This is a genomic window from Gordonia sp. LMA484 (assembly GCF_058129505.1).
The window spans coordinates 835,104-852,741 of record NZ_CM176700.1 but is presented as its reverse complement, the minus strand read 5'-3'; the positions used below and the strand labels follow the sequence as shown (position 1 = coordinate 852,741).

Below are 17,638 nucleotides of genomic sequence, written 5' to 3'. Positions count from 1 at the left end.
GCCAGCGCGTCGTCGGTCTCCGTTCAGTGCCCGCCGACATCCACCCGTCCGCCACGGGGCGTGTGGAAGTCGTATGCCGTCTCCGCATGCTGGCCATCGTCGATGCCATCCATCTCGTGCTGCCGGTGCGCCCGCATACCCATGGTGTATTTGATGGCGAAGCCGATGATCGCCGTCACCGCCATGGCATAGGCGAGCACGACGACGACGGCGACCGCCTGCCGCCACAGCTGGTCCAGGCCGCCGCCGTAAAGCAATCCATCGACTCCCGCGGGGGCCGACGAGCTGGCCACCAGTCCGATCATCAGCATCCCGACCACGCCACTCACGAAATGCACGCCCACGACATCCAGCGAATCGTCATAGCCCCATCGGAACTTCAGTTCGATGGCGTAGGACGCAACCGCTCCGGCCACCGCACCGATCGCGAGCGCTCCGATCGGTGTCACCGAGGAGCAGGACGGGGTGATCGCGACCAGCCCCGCCACCACACCGGACGCGGCGCCGAACGAGGTGGGCCGCCCGTGTCGGATGCGTTCGACGATGAGCCACGCGACCATCGACACGGCACCCGCACCGAGCGTGTTCACGGTGACGAGCGCTGCCGCACCGTTAGCCGCCAGCGTCGACCCGGCGTTGAAGCCGAACCAGCCGAACCACAACAGTCCCGCACCGAGCATCACGAAGGGCAGATTGTGTGGACGCATAGGGTCTTTGGGCCATCCCGCCCGCCTACCGAGCAACAGGGCGACCACGAGCGCGGATGCGCCCGAGTTGATCTCGACGACGGTGCCGCCCGCGAAGTCGATGGCCTTCAGATGTGCGACGATCCAGCCGCCGTGCTCGGCGGTCAGGCCCGGCGCACTGAACACCCAGTGGGCCACCGGGACGTAGACGAGGATCGCCCACAGCGCAGCGAAGACCAGCCAGGATGTGAACTTCATCCGGTCTGCGACCGCACCGGCGATGAGCGCCACGGTGACCATGGCGAACCCGGCCTGAAAGGCCACGAACAACAAGGCCGGGATCGTGCCGACGAGCGGCATCGAGTTGGTGTCGGCACCTCCGGGTCCGAAGTGGCCGAACAGGTTTCGCAGTCCCGCAAAAGTCGTCGGGTCGCCGATCACACCTCCGCGATCGGGCCCGAAGGCCATGGAATAGCCCACCACCAACCAGACGATCCACACGATCGGGACCGCCGACAAGCACATCATCATCATGTTCAGCACGCTCTTCGAGCGCACCATCCCGCCGTAGAACAGGCCGAGAGCCGGGGTCATCAACAGCACCAGTGCGAATGCGGCCAACATCCACGCGGTGTTCGCCGCATCGGGGGCGTCCATGGTCGGGAACGAATTCACGCCCATCAGAGTACGATCCGCCACCCACTGCTCCGGCAGCTATCCGGGCGCCGGCACCGAGCAGATCGGCGGCACCGACCGCCGGGCGGGCCGGCGCGGAGGAGTCGTGCGCGGTTTGCCGGAATTGCCGCGATCGGTCTGCGTCACGATGCCGACGATGCCTCGCCGTCGGGCGCGGGACCGCCTCGCAGCGGCCCGCCGACAACATCGCCGGCAGCCGGGTGGGTCGTCACCGGAACGCGGGCGAGGACAACGCCGGGGCCGATCAGAGAACCGTCGCTTGACCTGCGATCCACCGGCAGATCGAGTCGGGCTTCGCAGGACGCTGCGGTGAACTGTGCAGACCGCCGCCGGCGTCGCATCGGGGCCGTGACGACGAGTTGTCGCCGGTCACACCGCCTTGCGCCGGTCCCCCTGATAGGCGGCCACCAGATCCTCGCGGGCCCGCGCCACCCGCGACCGGATGGTGCCGATCGGGCACGCGCAGATCTCGGCGGCCTCGGCATAGGCGAAGTCCAGCACCTGGGTCAGCACAAATGCTTCGCGACGGCGCTCGTCGAGGTCGGCGAGCAGCATCTCCAACTCGACCCGGTCATCGTGACGCTCGCTCTGCGTCGCGACCGTCGACATCGATTCGGGTGCCTTCAACTGCAACCGCGGTCGCGACGACTCGTGGCGAAAGTGGTCGGCGACGGCGCGGCGTGCGATCGCGAGCAGCCAGGTTCGTCCGGACGCCCGGCCACCGAACGTGGGAATCGAGCGGAACGCCCGCAGGTAGGTGTCCTGGGTCAGATCGTCGGCGACGCGGCGATCCGCCAGACACCCCACAAACCGCCGTACGTCGTCCCGCGTAGCCTTGACGAAGGATTCCAGGGCCTGCTGGTCGCCCTGCGCCGCGGCCAGCGCGAGCCGAGTCGCATCGTCGCAAGGCGTTGTCACCGGGTAACCGTAGCCACAGCCGGAGCACCGCCCGCCGGCGGCGGGAACTGACCGGCCGATCGGTGCGACCACTCCGGTGAGGATGGGTTCCGACCCATGAGTCGGCAGGAGTGAGTGTTTGGGAGGCAGTGTGACATCGTTCACGCCGACGACGGTGGACCCGGATGAGAACCGGGTCGAACTCGAGGTCTCGGGGATGACGTGCGGAGCGTGTGCGGCGAGAGTGGAACGCAAGCTCAACAAGGTCGACGGTGTCCGCGCGTCGGTCAACTATGCGACCCGGGTCGCGACGATCGATGCGCCGCGGGAACTGGTCGCCGACGACTTGTGCGCCGTCGTCGACAAGGCCGGCTACTCGGCCCGCCCGCGGGTCTCCGGCCCGATCGATCCCGACGACGATCCCGACATGCGCTACGCCCAGGACATCTTCCGCAGGATGGTCGTGGCACTGCTGCTGTTCATCCCGCTGGCAGATCTGTCGATCATGTTCGCGACCGTGCCGGCCACCCGGATCGCCGGCTGGCAGTGGATACTCATCGCACTCGCGGCGCCCGTGGTGACGTGGTGTGCGTGGCCGTTCTACCGGGTCGCCGTGCGCAACCTGCGGGTCGGCGCGCTGTCCATGGAGACGCTGATCAGCATCGGCATCGTGGCAGCCACCGGGTGGTCACTGTGGTCGATGTTCGGCGAGAGTGCCGACGTCGGGGACGTCGGCGTGTGGCAGGCGATCCTGGGCAGTGACTCGATCTATCTCGAGGTGGCCGCCGGCGTCACGGTGTTCGTGCTCGCCGGGCGGTACTTCGAGGCCCGCGCACGGTCCCGCGCCGGCGGGGCGTTGCGGGCACTGGCCGCGTTCGGCGCCAAGGACGTCGCGGTACTGCTGCCGGACGGTTCACAGATGCGCATCCCCGTCGGCGAACTCAAGGAAGGTCAACGCTTCCTGGTCCGCCCGGGCGAGACCATCGCGGCTGACGGACTGGTGATCTCGGGGTCGTCGGCCATCGACATGAGCGCGATGACCGGCGAGTCCCGCCCGACCGATGTGGACGAGGGCGACGCCGTGATCAGCGGCACCGTCTCGCTCAACGGCCGACTGGTGGTGCAGGCGGCTCGCGTCGGCGACGACACCCGGTTCGCGGCGATGCTGCGGCTGGTCGAGCAGGCGCAGAGCACCAAGGCCGACATCCAACGACTGGCCGATCGCATCGCCACCGTGTTCGTCCCCATCGTCATCGCCATCGCCATCGGAACCGTGATCGCGTGGCTGATCGCCGACGGCGACGTCGACAACGCCGTCGGCGCCGGGCTCGCGGTCCTGGTGATCGCCTGTCCGTGCGCGCTGGGCCTGGCGACCCCGACCGCGCTCATGGTCGCGTCGGGTCGCGGTGCCCAACTCGGCATCTTCCTCAAGGGACACCAGGCGCTCGACGCCTCCCGCGAGGTCGACACGGTCGTCTTCGACAAGACCGGCACCCTCACCAATGGTGCCCTCGACATCGTGTCGGTATCGGTCGCCGCAGGCCACGACCGTGACGCCGTCCTGCGTGCGGCCGCGACCGTCGAGACCGCCTCGGAACACGCCGTCGCCAAGGCCATCGCCGCCGCTGCCGACACCGGCGACATCGCTTCGGTGACCGAGTTCGTCGCCGAACCCGGCAAGGGTGTGTCAGGCGTGATCGACGGCCGCCGCGTGCAGGTGGGTTCGCCGCGCTGGGTCTCGAGCGACGCGATGGTGCCGACCGACGTCGCCCGCGCCTGTCGCGACGCGGAGTCCGTCGGCCACACCGTCGTCTACGTGGCGATCGACGGCGAAGTGTGTGGCGCGATCGCGGTGGCCGACACCGTGAAGGCCGGCGCCGCGGACACCATTGCCGACCTGCGCGCGCTCGGCCTGCGCACCTTGCTGGTCACCGGTGACAATGCCGAGGCGGCGCGCGCCGTCGCCGAGCAGGTCGGCATCGACGAGGTCCTCGCCGAAGTGCTGCCCGACGAGAAGGTCCACTGCATCGAACGGCTGCGCGAGGAGGGCCGGGTGGTCGCGATGGTCGGTGACGGCATCAACGACGCACCCGCACTCGTCACCGCCGACCTGGGTCTGGCGATCGGACGCGGCACCGACGTCGCCATCGCGGCCGCCGACATCATCCTGGTCCGTCATGACCTGCGGAGTGTGGTCGAGGCACTGGGCCTGGCGCGCGCGACCCGGAACACCATTCGCACCAACATGATCTGGGCTTTCGGCTACAACGTCGCGGCGATCCCGATCGCGGCGGCGGGGCTGCTCAATCCGCTCATCGCCGGTGCGGCGATGGCGTTCTCGTCGTTCTTCGTGGTGTCGAACAGCCTGCGGCTGCGACGGTTCGCCGCCGGCGAGGAATGGACCGGCAACGATGTGGACCGGCCGACCGACGATCCCGTCGCGGCCCGAGATGTGGAGGTAGGGCTGTGACGCAGAGGAACCACGTACGCGCGCTGCTGCTGGCGGTCGTCGGAGTGTGCGCATTCGGGGTCGCCGGCTGCGCCGAACCCACGACGACACCGAGCCAGCCGAGCGGCTCGATGGTCGACAACACCATCGATCCGGTTCCGCTCGACAAGGTGATGGACGCCGTCGCCGCGCAGCAACTACCCGTCACCGGTCGCCACGACGCGACCGACCAGCTGTGCCCGTCGGCGGGCTGCACCTCGGCCGAGGCCGCCGACCAGCTGACCATCCTGCACTTCCCGACGACCGGCCGCGCCGAGATCTACGCTGGCGGCGACCTGAGCTCCTTTCAGATCCTCGACGTCGTGGTGACGTTCCCGGACGGCACACCCGAGGACCAGCGCACCCAGTACGAAGCGGCAGTCAAGCTCGCGCTCCGCTGAGCCCGGCCGGCTCTGTGGGTTCTTCCCCCGGGTGAGAACGGCCGGGTCAGCGGTCGCGGGTCAGCGGTCGCGGGAGAGCTCGGCGAGCATCCGGTTGTAGGCGGTCAGCTCGTCGTCGGCGAAGTTGTCCGCACGCCGGTCCTTGCGCCGCGCCGTCCGCCGATCCGATTTGGCCCACTGATTGACGAGCGCCACCACGACGAGCAGTGCCGGCACCTCGCTCGCACCCCACGCGATGGCGCCGCCCACGAACTGGTCGCGGGTCAGGTCGTCGAGCCAAGGAAGGCCCAGGTAGGTGTAGAAGGTGCCCCCGATGATCGAGTTCATCGTCATCGTCGCGATGCCGAAGAACGCGTGGAACGGCATGATCGCGAAGAGCAGACCCAACCGGCCGAGCCACGGCAGCCGTTTCGGGCCGGGGTCGATGCCGATGATGATCCAGTAGAAGAGGTACCCGGTGATGAGGAAGTGCACGCTCATCAGGTCGTGACCCCAGTGGTATCGCGCGAGCGTGTCGAACAGCGACGTGAAGTAGACGCCGTACAGCGAGATCACGAAGATCAGTATCGCCACGATCGGGTTGCTGAGGATGTGCGTGAACCGTGAATGCACCAGCCACACGATCCACTCGCGAGGTCCCGGCAGATTCTCCGCACCGGCGGTCGGCAACGCCCGCAGAGCCAGGGTGACCGGCGCACCGAGGACGAGCAGAACCGGGATGAACATGTTGAGTGCCATGTGTTCGGCCATGTGCACGCTGAACATCGCCATCCCATAGGTACGGACACCGGACGACGTGACCACGAGCAGCGAGGCGCAGCCGAGCATCCAGGAGACGGTCCGCGGCCATTCCCACCCGATGCCGCGCCGGTGCAGCCACCACACGCCGAACGCGTAGAGAGCGGCCATCGCGACGGCCCCCACACCGATGAAGAGGTCGAGGCGCCACATGAACGCCAGCCGCGCCACTGACGGCGGGTCGGGGAGTTCATAGCCGAGGAAGACATCCCACACGGTGAACTGGTGAGCGAGCAGCGCCGGGGCCGTGCGCGTCGCCATACCTGCGATCGCCGCCTGCAGCGTCACCGCGGCCACGACACCCATCTGAATCAGCAGCAGTGACCCGGCCGGCATCGCTTCGGCACGACGGGACCGGGCGAGCAACCGGACGTCGACGACTAGTCCGAGCACCACGGCCGCGGCGGCGAGCAGCGCCCAGCGACCGTAGGCGCTGCCGGTCAGGTCACCCAGCGGCACCAGGAAACCGAGCAGGACCATCCCGTAGACGACCGCGACGACGTCCAGCACCACCAGCGACGCGGCCACCCGGCGCAGCGTCGGCAGGCGATCGCCCTCCGGGGTGTCACGGCCGAGGGTGAGTGCCGTCGCCACCCTGACACCGATCAGCACGGATACCGCAGACGCGAACATGATCGCCGCGGTCGTCGTGAAGTCGTGGTTGGGACCCTGACCGGCGTTACCCGCGACGGGCAACGCAACCGCGGCGATGAAACCCGGGATCAGCAGAAGCGCATGGCTGGTCCACGACAGGGTCGTCCGGGCGACGATCGCGATCAGCAGCGCGCAGCACGCACTGACGATCCATCCGACGGCCTGCTCGGAGGTCTCGATCAGCGACAGCGCACCCGACGTGGCGAGCAGCGTGTGGATCGGCACCCCGGACCGATCGGCCGCGGTCACGACGACCATCAGCAAGGAGCCGACCAGCCACGCCGGAGCTGCTCGTTCGATCACGCGATGGGCGCGGAAGGTCTCCACGCCGATCATGCCGTCGGAGTCCGGTCGCGAGCAGATCGTGACGTACACGAGTGAGCCGATCGTGATCGCGGTGAGCACCGTGGTCAGAAAGTAACCGGTGGGTGTTGCGACTGCGGTCAGCCAGCCCGGGAAGCCGTCGCCGGTCTCGTGGAACCGTGTCGTCCCCGAAACGATGGCGTAGCCCACGAGAGCGACGACACCCGCGACGATGCTGATCCCGACCACCGCGGCAGGGGCAGCGGCCCGGCGGCGAGGTGAAGCTGTGTCGATCATGAAATCCTGAGCGGTTGTCGGGCGGATCGCTCCGCCCGGGACGGCCGGTGTTCGACGCCAACTGTACGACCGTGGGTCGTCGTCGCGAAAAACGAGAGACAGCTCACAGCTGCGATCGGCATCCGGGGGGAACCAGCCGAACATCCGAGACGACTACTCAGATATCAGGCTGCTCCGGGGCTTTCCTCCGAGAGCCGCCGAGCCCACACTTTCACCAATTCGACGAAACGGAGTTTCTCGACGTGACCGCCAGTTCGCCGCCCGCGGCGTCGCAGCCGCATGCGACCCGGCCCCTCGAAACCCGGTCGTCGGAAACCTCACCCCGCACCGGAACCGTCATCTGGACGCGTCCGGCCACCGCCCTCGGTGAGAGGCCGTCCCTGGGTGCGGTCGGACGCGTGGCGACCCCGTGATCACCGACCTCGCGCTGCGCTGGGTGGTCACCGTCCTCTTCGCGCTCGCCATCGCCGAGTTCCTGTATTCGCTGGTGACGCATCGGATGCGGTGGTCAGGCGTGCTGAGTCACGTGCTGCATCTGATCATGTCGGTGGCCATGCTCGTCATGGCCTGGCCGTTCAGCATGGAGTGGCCCACCACAGGTCCGATGGCGTTCTTCGTCGTTGCCGGCGTGTGGTTCCTGATCGCCGCGATCGCATTCGCCGGCGGGCCGGCCGAACAGGTGGCCCACCTGTACCACGCGGTCATGATGGGGGCGATGGCGTGGATGTATGCGGCGATGAACGGAACGCTGTTGCCCGGTTCCGACGACGAGATCACGCCCGCCGACGGAATGCACGGGGCGGACTCGTCGATGCCCGGCATGGACATGCCGCACGGTGGCATGTACGGCACGGGCGTTCACACCGCCCGACCGGGCTATGTGACGCCGGTCGACCTGATCCTGGGAGCCGTCTTCGTGCTGGCAGCTCTGGTGTGGCTGTATCTGTACGTCAGTCGGCGCCGCCTCGCCGGCGACCGCGAGGACCGGGCGTCGGCGCTGCTCACCCACAGCGGCGAGCTGTCGCAGGTGTTCATGGCGACCGGTATGGCGATCATGTTCTTCGTCATGGCCTGAGAGGCGTCACCGGTCAGGCGCCAGGCCGCTCGGTGCGAGTGATCACCTCGCTCAGCAACCCTTCAGCGTCGTTCGCGGATCGTGGGTCGGGAGCGGAACACACCCGTGTTGTGCTGTCGCGGCACGATCGGTTCGGGAGACAGTAGTGGCCATGCGCATTCTCGTGGTGGACGACGACCACAGCGTCGCGGAGACGGTGCGGCGGATGCTGGTTGCCGAGGGCTGGGTGGTGGCCGTGGCACACGACGGGACAGCCGGCCTCGAACGGGCCACGACCGAGAAGTTCGATGTCGTCGTCCTCGACATCATGATGCCCGGCCTCAACGGATACGAGGTCGTCCGCCGGATGCGCGCAGCCGGCGTCTGGACCCCGGTGTTGATGCTGACGGCGAAGGACGGCGAATACGATCAGGCCGATGCGTTCGACGTCGGCGCCGATGACTATCTGACCAAACCGTTCTCGTTCGTCGTGTTCGTCGCCCGGCTCCGCGCGCTGGCCCGACGAGGCGCGCCGGAACGACCGGTCATCCTGACAGCGGGGAGCCTGTCGCTCGACCCGGCTCGTCACGTCGTCTGCCGCGGTGACGTCGAGGTGAGTCTGACACCGAGGGAATTCGGGGTCCTCGAGTTCCTGATGCGCCACAAAGGGGAAGTCGTCACCAAGACCGAGATCCTCGACTCCGTCTGGGATATCAACTACCGGGGCGACGAGAATGTCGTCGAGGTCTATGTCAGCTACCTGAGGCGCCGCATCGACACTCCATTCGACTGCAAGGCCATCGAGACCGTCCGCGGCGTGGGATATCGGCTGGCGACCGACGGCGGCGGCTGACGATCACAGTTCCGCGGGAAGGCTGAACCCGACGCGGGCCCCACCGTCGGGCGAGTCGGTGACGATCACCGTGCCGTGGTGTGCGCGAACGATTTCGGTGACGATCGACAGGCCCAGGCCCGACCCGCCCTGCGATCGCCCGCGAGCCGTGTCGAGCCGCACGAAACGCTCCGTCACGCGAGTCTTCTCGGCGTCCGGGATCCCTGACCCGTTGTCGGACACGACGATCGTGGCGGTCTGCGTGGTGGGGTCCGCGCTCATCTCGAACGTGATCGTGTTCCGGGTGTGGCGCAAGGCGTTGTCGGCGATGTTGCGCAGGGCCCGCCCCAATTTCTCCTCGTCTCCGCGCACCCGGACCGCGACGATGTGGGCCTCGATCGTGTAGTCGGTGACCGCCTCCAGCCGTGCGACCTCCGCGCTGACGATCTCGTCGAGATTGACGTCGGCCAGGCGAAGCGGGACACCGCTCTCATCGGCTCTGGCCAGCAGGAGCAGGTCGGCCACCATGTCCTGCAGGCGCAGGGCTTCGGGCATCATCACCCCCTCGACGGTGTCGGGATCGATCGGCTGATGTTTGACCCGCGAGAGATCAAGCAGCCCAACCAGTGTGGTCAGCGGACTGTTGATCTCGTGCGACGCGTCGTTGACGAATCGGAGCTGCCGTGCCCGCGCGGATTCGATCCGGCTCAACATCTCGTTCATGGTCGTCGCCAACGTGGCGATCTCATCCCCGGAGTTGGGCACCGGAACACGCTGGGTCAGGTCGCCGCCGGTGATCTCCTCGACGCGTCGGCGGATGTCGTCGACCGGCCGAAGGGTTCGGCCGACGAAAAAGTATGTCAGCACCGCCATGCCGATCACGATGATCGGGAACATGATGCAGCACAGGATCGCCACGATCACCAGGGTCGCGTTGATGGGACCTTCGGGAGCGCCGACGCCGACCGTCAGTGCACCGTCCGGGGTCATCACACCGAGCGCCGTGGCCTGGTATTCCTCATCGGAGCCGACCGTGGCGTGTGCGCCATGCACCGCCTGTTGCGTTCCTGGCGCCATCGTCGGCACCATCGGCTGGTCGTAGCTGTCGTCGTTGCTGAGTCGGATGGTTCCCGATTTGTCGAAGACCTGGATCACTGCGACGTTCTGCGCGGTCGTCAACAGCGACGGGTCGATTCCGCGTAGGCCTTCCTGTGCCAGGGGTTCGGCGATCTGTTCTGCGCGAGCAGAGGTCGCCGCCTCGGCGGAGCGGAGCAGGATGTGGTGCAGCGCCACCACCATCAGCACCGCTGCGATCGCGAGTGCGAGCGTGACCAATCCGGTGGCCACCAGTGTCAATCTCGTCCGCACGGGACGTAGCCGCCGACGTATTCGCTGGTAGATCGCAGCTGATCGGTCGGGCACGGGGGAACCCTAACGCGCTCGACGTCGTCGTGTACACCAGCCACTCAGCTGGACCAAGGATCGTCACAGTGCGTCGGGACGAGTGTGTGACGTGATCGCCGATTCGGGCGATCGGTACATCAAGGGAGAATTGAGATGCTTCGTCACACCGCCGGCCACAACACAACTCGTTCGCGACGACTCCGGAAGGCCGCAGTGGGAGCAGGTCTGGCCGCCGTCCTGGCCACCGGCGCCGGCTTCGGTGTCGCCCATGCCGTCACCGGCCACAACCGGGAGCCTGCTTCGACCACATCGTCGACCGACCGCCCAGAACCCGGCGACACGCCGGACCAGACCGCCGACCAACCCGACGTCGCCGGCCAACCCGACCTCCCCGAAGCCGGCGACACGCCCGATCAGACCGCCGACCAACCCGACGTCCCCGGCCGACCCGACCTCCCCGAGCCCGGCGACACACCCGACGCGGCGCACTGACGATGTCCGGGAGCCGCAGTGAGCTCAGGCCGGAATCGCCGGTCGGATCACCATCCTCCGCCGTCGAGACCTTGGCGGCTGCGGCCCCGTGACGTGCGTCGGTGCCGGACTCAGCGTCCACTAAGCATCAACGGAACACCATGTGAGCATGTCACCGTATCTGGGCCGACGGGCGTCGGCGGCTGCGCTGTTGGTGGTGGTGTGTGTCGTCGGCGTCGCACTCGCCTATGACGGCGGACCATTCGCGATCGACCACTCCGTGATGGACTGGATGGTCGCCCATCGCAACACCACCTCCTTCGCGGTGGTGTCGGTGATCTCCGACTGCTTCGGCCCGGTCATGATCGCAGTCTGGGCGTTCATCGCGGCCGCAGTCTTCGCAATCCGGGACCGTACGCTCAGCCGCGCCATCGCGGTCGTGGCCACCGTGGCGGCCGCCGCAGTGGTCACCGAGATCGTCAAGCTCGTGGTGGCTCGCCCACGCCCCCCGATGATCTACCACCGGTCGATCTCAGAGATGACCTATTCCTATCCATCCGGCCACGTCACCGGAACAAGTGCACTGACCATCACGATCGCGGTCGTCGCAACGGCGACTGCATCACCCGCTGTGCGTCGGTGGGCGCTTGCCGCCGCCGCCGCGATCACGCTGTTCGCCGCCGCAACCCGCCTGTATCTCGGAGTGCATTGGGCCTCCGATGTCATCGCGGCCTTCGCCGTCGGCACGGCCGCGGCGCTGGTGATCCCCGATCTGGTCGCTGTCGGACTCGACAAGGCACGGCAGCGGACACCCGACCGGCTACAAACCTGGGTCGCGCCCGGCCCACTCACGACGAGGAGAACACCCACCCGTGTCCATCGATGATGTCGCCCGCGACCGGGCCCGCCGAGTGTTGAGCAAGGTTCCCGAGGTCACGATCTATTTCTGGATCATCAAGATTCTGGCGACCACTGTCGGCGAGACCGCCGCGGACTTCGTCAACATGACACTGCGCCTGGGACTGCAATCGACCACCGCGGTCGCCGTCGCCCTGCTTGTGGCCACACTCGTCGCCCAGTTCTGGGTCAACCGCTATATCCCCGCGCTCTACTGGTGGACCGTGCTGCTCATCAGCGTCACCGGCACGCTGATCACCGACAACCTGACCGACAACCTCGGTGTGCCGCTCGTGGTCTCGACATCGGTGTTTGCCGTTGCTCTCGTGATCGTCTTCGTTGTCTGGTACGCGGTCGAAGGAACGCTGTCCATCCATTCCATCCGCAGCAGGCGCCGAGAGGCCTTCTACTGGTTGACGATTCTCGTCACCTTCGCCCTCGGAACCGCTGTCGGAGATTTGATCTCGGAGAAATTGGCGCTCGGCTACCTGACCTCTCTCGTCATCTTCGCCGGTGTGATCGCCCTGATCGCGGCGGCTCACTACGGATTACGCCTCAACGCCGTCGTCGCGTTCTGGGCGGCCTACATCGTCACCCGGCCGTTGGGCGCGTCGTTGGGCGATCTGATCACCCAACCGACGGACGCGGGTGGGCTCGGCATCGGCACCACGGTCACCAATGCGGTGTTCCTGATCGTGATGGTTGTGCTGGTGGCATATCTGAGCATGACCAAGGTGGATCGGATCGAGCAACACGATGTCACACAGCCGGTACTCGCATGACGCTCCCTCACCCGGCTTCGATACAACCGCAGGCACTGTCCGTGCGCATGGCAGCGGCGCTGACGGCGTCGGCCGCGGCCACGACGTTCGTCCTGACGCTGCTGTGGGCGATGAGCGCGTCCGCCCGCGTGCCGGCACATCTGTCCGTGTCGCCACACGCGCTGCTCATCGCTGCCGTCACGACATCGGTCGTCGTCTCCGTCTGTGCCAGGCTGTCCGCGGCTCTGACCCAGGGGCCACCGAGGTCGCGGAGTGACCGATGAAGACGGGCGCCGGCGTCGTCGTGATCGCTGTTGCCGTCCTCGTCGCGATCGGCGTGTTCGCGACGGCCGCGTCGTACAGTCGTGCGCTGGGTGCTCCAGGTCACGGCTCACCGGGGACCAAGACGACGGTGTGGCTGCGCGAACATCACCTGGGGTCCGCTGTCACGGTTGGCGAATCCTGGCTCGACTCACGTCGTTTACCACCTCGGCAGCACCACCCGGCGACACCGACACCGACACCGACACCGACACCGACACCGACGACGGAAACACCCTGACCTCGCCGACTTTCGGCGCCGCCGGACATCAGCGCTCGATGACCTGCCCACCATCGACGTCCCACCGTCGATCCAGGCGGACGTTGTCCACCATGCGGCGATCGTGGGTGACCAGCAGCAGCGCACCGTCGTAGGAATCGAGCGCCTGCTCGAGCTGCTCGATCGCCGGTAGGTCGAGGTGGTTGGTCGGCTCGTCGAGGACGAGGACATTGGTGCCACGCGCCTGGAGCAGGGCGAGCCCGGCCCGGGTCCGTTCGCCCGGGGACAAGGCGTCGACCGGCCGTGCGACGTGATCCGCGCGAAGACCGAATTTCGCCAGCAGCGTCCGCACGTCGGCCGTGGACCAGTCCGGCATGAGTTGCTCGAATCGGTCGGTCAGCGGTTGTGAACCGGTGAAGTGGGCGCGCGCCTGGTCGATCTCGCCGACGGCGACACTCGCGCCGAGGGTGGCGCTGCCCGCGTCTGGTTCGACCCGACCGAGCAGCAACCTCAGCAGTGTCGACTTCCCGGCGCCGTTCGGGCCGGTGATACCGATACGGTCGCCGGCGTTCACCTGCAGCGACACCGGACCGAGAACGAAATCGCCTTGACGCACAACGGCATCGTTGAGTGTTGCGACCACCGAACTCGCTCGGGGCGCAGCACCGATGGTGAACTCGAGTACCCATTCCTTCCGCGGTTCGGCAACCTCGTCGAGTCGTGCGATCCGACTCTCCATCTGGCGGACCTTCTGTGCCTGCTTCTCGCTCGACTCGGTGGCCGCGCGCCGGCGGATCTTGTCGTTGTCGGGAGCTTTGCGCATCGCGTTGCGCACACCTTGGCTCGACCATTCGCGTTGGGTGCGCGCCCGGGCCACCAGATCGGCCTTCTTCTCGGCGAACTCCTCGTACTCGGCACGCTTGTGTTGGCGGGCGATCTCCCGTTCCTCGAGATAGCTCTCGTAGCCGCCGCCGTAGATGGTGTTGCTGTGCTGCGCCAGGTCGAGTTCGAGGACCCGGGTCACGCTGCGTGCCAGAAACTCTCGATCGTGACTGACCAGGACGACGCCACCCCGCAGGCCGCCGATCACATCCTCCAGACGCGCCAGACCGTCGAGGTCGAGATCGTTGGTCGGCTCGTCGAGAAGCACGACATCGAACTGTGAACACAGCAGCGCGGCCAACCCGACGCGCGCCGCCTGCCCACCGGAGAGCGCGGTCATCGGAGTCGCCTCGGGTCGCACTCGTCCGTCGTCGAGGCCGAGGTCGGCGAGCACCGCCGGCAGCCGCTCATCGAGGTCCGCGGCGCCGGTCGCGAGCCAATGGTCCAGGGCCGATGCGTAGGCGTCGGCCGGGTCGACGCCGCCGGGGTTCGGCGGTGGATCGGCCAGCACCGCTGCGGCCTCATCCATCGCCCGGGTCGCCTGCGCGCAACCCGTTCGGCGCGCCACGTAGGCACCGACGGTCTCGCCCGGCACCCGCTCATGCTCCTGGGGCAGCCATCCGACGAAGGCGTCGGATGGTGCCAGCGACACCGATCCCTCGAGCGGCTCGAGATCACCCGCCAGAATGCGCAGCAACGTCGTCTTGCCTGCACCGTTGGCGCCGACGACACCGATGACGTCGCCGGGCGCAACGGTCAGATCAAGGTGGTCGAACAGGGTGCGGTGGGCGAATCCGCCTGCGACGTCTTTGGCGACGAGGGTTGCGGTCATCGGTCAATCGTCGCACTCCGACGCGCTCGGACGTCAGGGACGTGCTACTTCGGCTCCCGGTTCCGGCGCGGACGCCTGATCCGACGGTGCTGCCGCCTGACGACGCCGGGAGATCGCTGTCCACACCATGGGCAGGATGGAGATGACCACGATGACCACGAAGATCGGTTCGATCAGCTTCTGCACGATCGTGAACTGTCCCAGCCAGTACCCCAGCATCGTGACACCACAGGCCCACACCACGGCGCCGAGGACGTTGTAGGTCAGGAAGCTTCGATGACGCATCCCGGCCGCGCCCGCGACGATCGGAGTGATCGTTCGGACGATGGGAACGAATCGGGCAAGAAAGACGGTCACCGGACCGTGGCGATCGAAGAATTGGTGCGCCTCATCGACGTAGCGCTGTTTGAGGATGCGATTCTCCGGTCGGAACCATCGTGTCCCCACGGTTCGTCCGATGGCGTAACCGACTTCGGCGCCCAGGGCGGCAGCCAACGGCGCCAGGAGCAGTACCTGCCACAGCGACGCGAATGCGGGCACCTGGTCTTTGCCGCCCGCTGCGATGACCATGCCCGCGACAAAGAGCAACGAGTCTCCGGGCAGCAGTGGGAACAGGATGCCCGACTCCACCAGGATCACCACCAGCAAACCGGCCAGCGCCCACGTCCCGAAGTAGCCGAGCAGTGTGACGGGATCGAGGAATCCGGGAAGGGCGCCGGCCTGGACGACCGTTGCGGCCGAGGAGAAATGGTTCACTTCGCCGACAGTAAGGAGTGGTCACTGAGAGATCGCTGAGTTGAGGTTCACACACGACGCAACGGTCGTCGCCCGGCCCGCTCCGCTCGCTGAGCCCGCAGATGACGATAGTTTCTCGGTTGCTTGCTCGATGGCCGTCACGACCTCGAGGAAACCGGTGCGCCCGGGGGTGATCAGCGACGTGTGGGTGGCACCGGCGACCTCGATCATCGTCGGGTGGCCGGGGCCCGCGACGTCCTCGAGGTAGTGTCGGGCCACGCCGATCGGCACCACCCGATCCCGGGTGCCCTGCAACATCAGGATCGGGCTGCGCACACAGCGGGACCGGCTGGGATCGGCGAGCGCGTATCGCGCGGCCTCCTGTTGCGGCGCACCACCCAGGAACAGGCGAACGTTGTGATCGCCGTGCAACGCCGCATACGTCATGTCCAGCGGGCCGGCGATCGAGATCACCAACTGTGGCGGATGCGGTTGATGCTCGGATGCCCACACCGCCAGCTGCCCACCTGCGCTGTGACCGATCAACACGGTCGGCCGCCCGGCGAGCGCGGGATACCGGGTGCGCAATGTCTGGGCGAAGTCGGCGGCGTCACGGGCATCGGTGAGGGTCGTCGGCCAGCCGCCGCCGGAACCGATCTGGCGATACTCGACGTTGAAGACCGCGAAGCCGTCACCGACCAAGGTCCTGGCGAGCGGCAGCATGCCGGCCGGCCCACCCTGCGAATGCCGCCAGCCGCCACCGTGAAACAACACCAGCAGCGGGATCCCCGACCGTGTTGGTGGCCGATCCGGCAGATAGAGGTCGCCATGGTTCTGGGTGGGATCGGCGGTGCCGGTCGTCGGATATTCGAGCCGGATGGGTGTGATCGTGTGTTGCACAACGCCGCGGTTCGTCCAGACCGCCTCGTTCGGACCGACGGGGGCCTGCGACCGTGGCGACGCCGCCGAGCAACCGGTGAGCAGAGCGACCGCGGCGAGAACAACGGCGAGCAGGACGAGGACCACAACCCGCGGTGCCCGCCCATCCGACGAGTCACGTGGCATGCCGTTCTCCTGACTGCCTCCGCCGACGACCCGATGCCGCACGCGGATTCACTTGTCCCGGTGACCGACGTCCGCCGCTCACCGGACCATTCTGCGCCGACCGCGCTGAGGAAGCACTGAGTGACGCCAGGTGGTGTCACTCGGTCCAAGCGCGCCCCGGAATCCGGCCGGCACGCGATGATGGTCGGGTGAGTTCTGTTGGTGATGCCGTCGTCCGGATCGGGCCGACACTGGCCGTGGTGGTCGTGGTACTCGCCATACTCGCCGTCGCGGTGAATCATGCGGGCCGAACGGGTCACGCGCGAGAGGCCGTCGTCGCCACCGTGCGCGCGGTGGTGCAGTTGGCGGCACTGGCCGCGGTGTTGGGTGTGGTGATCCAGACGATGTGGGCATCCGCGCTCTTCGTCGTCGTGATGGCGTGCGTCGCCGCCGCGACGTCCGCGGGCCGGGTCACCAGTCGACGTGGAACGGTCCGTGAGTCGGCACGTTGCCTGCTACCGGTCGCGGCCGCGACCATCGTCATCGTGAGCGTCCTGGTACTGATCGGCGTGCTCCCGGCGAGCGGGCTGGCCGTGATCCCCACGGCGGGAATCATGTTCGGCGGCGCCATGAACACCACGTCGCTGGCCGGACGCCGTGCACACGATGAATTGGCCACCAGGCGTGGCGAGGTCGAGGCAGCGCTGTCGCTGGGGCTCGCGCCGCATGATGCGCGCGTGGAGATCTGCCGCCCCGCCGCCGCGACCGCACTGGTCCCGGGCATCGATCAGACGCGCTCGGTGGGTCTGGTGACGATCCCCGGGGCGTTTGTCGGAATGGTGCTCGGTGGCGCGTCGACGACCGCCGCCGCGGTCATGCAGTTGTTCGTACTCATCTCCCTACTCGCGGTCAGTGCCATCGCAGTGGTGGTCACGACGGAGATGGTCGCCCGAGATCTCTTGTGA

Annotated in this window: 17 protein-coding genes; 10 read left to right on the top strand and 7 right to left on the bottom strand. The window is 67.5% G+C overall.

The window, feature by feature from the left end; translation table 11 throughout:
- Positions 1–23 precede the first annotated feature (23 nt).
- Positions 24–1,343, bottom strand: coding sequence for an ammonium transporter (locus AC4AMJ_RS03805; RefSeq protein ID WP_489901010.1), 1,320 nt, complete (start codon positions 1,341–1,343; stop codon positions 24–26).
- Positions 1,344–1,751: 408 nt separating this feature from the next.
- Positions 1,752–2,300 carry a sigma-70 family RNA polymerase sigma factor gene (locus tag AC4AMJ_RS03800; protein WP_489896894.1) on the bottom strand — a complete coding sequence of 183 codons (549 nt, stop codon included), beginning with the start codon at positions 2,298–2,300 and terminating at the stop codon, positions 1,752–1,754.
- Between the two features lie 130 nt (positions 2,301–2,430).
- Between AC4AMJ_RS03800 and AC4AMJ_RS03795 the strand changes: the two genes are divergently transcribed.
- Entirely contained in the window at positions 2,431–4,749 is a 2,319-nt protein-coding gene (locus tag AC4AMJ_RS03795; RefSeq protein WP_489917301.1) for a heavy metal translocating P-type ATPase, read from the top strand.
- Complete coding sequence (locus AC4AMJ_RS03790; protein WP_489917300.1) at positions 4,746–5,168, top strand: hypothetical protein; 423 nt, start codon at positions 4,746–4,748, stop codon at positions 5,166–5,168. The genes AC4AMJ_RS03795 and AC4AMJ_RS03790 overlap by 4 nt, the downstream gene beginning before the upstream one ends.
- A 60-nt stretch (positions 5,169–5,228) precedes the next feature.
- Here AC4AMJ_RS03790 and AC4AMJ_RS03785 read toward each other — a convergent pair whose 3' ends face one another.
- Entirely contained in the window at positions 5,229–7,220 is a 1,992-nt protein-coding gene (locus AC4AMJ_RS03785) for a cytochrome c oxidase assembly protein (protein ID WP_489917299.1), read from the bottom strand.
- 409 nt (positions 7,221–7,629) lie between these two features.
- Between AC4AMJ_RS03785 and AC4AMJ_RS03780 the strand changes: the two genes are divergently transcribed.
- Both AC4AMJ_RS03780 and AC4AMJ_RS03775 read left to right on the top strand, forming a co-directional pair.
- Positions 7,630–8,295 (top strand): DUF5134 domain-containing protein, encoded by a 666-nt coding sequence (locus tag AC4AMJ_RS03780; RefSeq protein ID WP_489917298.1) that lies wholly within the window; start codon positions 7,630–7,632, stop codon positions 8,293–8,295.
- Between the two features lie 151 nt (positions 8,296–8,446).
- A complete protein-coding gene (locus AC4AMJ_RS03775; protein ID WP_489917297.1) occupies positions 8,447–9,127 on the top strand; it encodes a response regulator transcription factor in 681 nt (226 codons plus the stop codon).
- Positions 9,128–9,130: 3 nt separating this feature from the next.
- Here AC4AMJ_RS03775 and AC4AMJ_RS03770 read toward each other — a convergent pair whose 3' ends face one another.
- Entirely contained in the window at positions 9,131–10,453 is a 1,323-nt protein-coding gene (locus AC4AMJ_RS03770) for a sensor histidine kinase (protein WP_489917296.1), read from the bottom strand.
- A gap of 210 nt (positions 10,454–10,663) precedes the next feature.
- Here AC4AMJ_RS03770 and AC4AMJ_RS03765 point away from each other — a divergent pair, with 210 nt between their 5' ends.
- The 5 genes from AC4AMJ_RS03765 to AC4AMJ_RS03745 all read left to right on the top strand — a co-directional run bounded on the left by AC4AMJ_RS03765 (position 10,664) and on the right by AC4AMJ_RS03745 (position 13,201).
- Positions 10,664–11,002, top strand: coding sequence for a hypothetical protein (locus tag AC4AMJ_RS03765; RefSeq protein ID WP_489917295.1), 339 nt, complete (start codon positions 10,664–10,666; stop codon positions 11,000–11,002).
- 148 nt (positions 11,003–11,150) lie between these two features.
- Complete coding sequence (locus AC4AMJ_RS03760) at positions 11,151–11,867, top strand: phosphatase PAP2 family protein (protein ID WP_489917294.1); 717 nt, start codon at positions 11,151–11,153, stop codon at positions 11,865–11,867.
- Positions 11,854–12,660 (top strand): COG4705 family protein, encoded by an 807-nt coding sequence (locus AC4AMJ_RS03755; RefSeq protein ID WP_489917293.1) that lies wholly within the window; start codon positions 11,854–11,856, stop codon positions 12,658–12,660. Before AC4AMJ_RS03760 ends, AC4AMJ_RS03755 begins: the two co-directional genes overlap by 14 nt.
- A gap of 47 nt (positions 12,661–12,707) precedes the next feature.
- Complete coding sequence (locus AC4AMJ_RS03750) at positions 12,708–12,923, top strand: hypothetical protein (RefSeq protein WP_489917292.1); 216 nt, start codon at positions 12,708–12,710, stop codon at positions 12,921–12,923.
- On the top strand, positions 12,920–13,201 hold the full coding sequence (locus tag AC4AMJ_RS03745; RefSeq protein ID WP_489917291.1) for a hypothetical protein: 282 nt from the start codon (positions 12,920–12,922) through the stop codon (positions 13,199–13,201). Before AC4AMJ_RS03750 ends, AC4AMJ_RS03745 begins: the two co-directional genes overlap by 4 nt.
- Positions 13,202–13,229: 28 nt before the next feature.
- Here AC4AMJ_RS03745 and AC4AMJ_RS03740 read toward each other — a convergent pair whose 3' ends face one another.
- From AC4AMJ_RS03740 to AC4AMJ_RS03730, 3 genes are read right to left on the bottom strand one after another with little or no spacing between them, the layout of a single operon-like run.
- Complete coding sequence (locus tag AC4AMJ_RS03740) at positions 13,230–14,894, bottom strand: ABC-F family ATP-binding cassette domain-containing protein (protein WP_489917290.1); 1,665 nt, start codon at positions 14,892–14,894, stop codon at positions 13,230–13,232.
- A gap of 33 nt (positions 14,895–14,927) precedes the next feature.
- Positions 14,928–15,650, bottom strand: coding sequence for a VTT domain-containing protein (locus AC4AMJ_RS03735; protein ID WP_489896907.1), 723 nt, complete (start codon positions 15,648–15,650; stop codon positions 14,928–14,930).
- A gap of 21 nt (positions 15,651–15,671) precedes the next feature.
- Positions 15,672–16,694: an alpha/beta hydrolase family protein gene (locus AC4AMJ_RS03730; RefSeq protein WP_489917289.1), complete on the bottom strand. Its 1,023-nt coding sequence runs from the start codon at positions 16,692–16,694 to the stop codon at positions 15,672–15,674.
- A 188-nt stretch (positions 16,695–16,882) separates the two neighbouring features.
- Between AC4AMJ_RS03730 and AC4AMJ_RS03725 the strand changes: the two genes are divergently transcribed.
- On the top strand, positions 16,883–17,638 hold the full coding sequence (locus AC4AMJ_RS03725) for an ABC transporter permease (protein ID WP_489896909.1): 756 nt from the start codon (positions 16,883–16,885) through the stop codon (positions 17,636–17,638).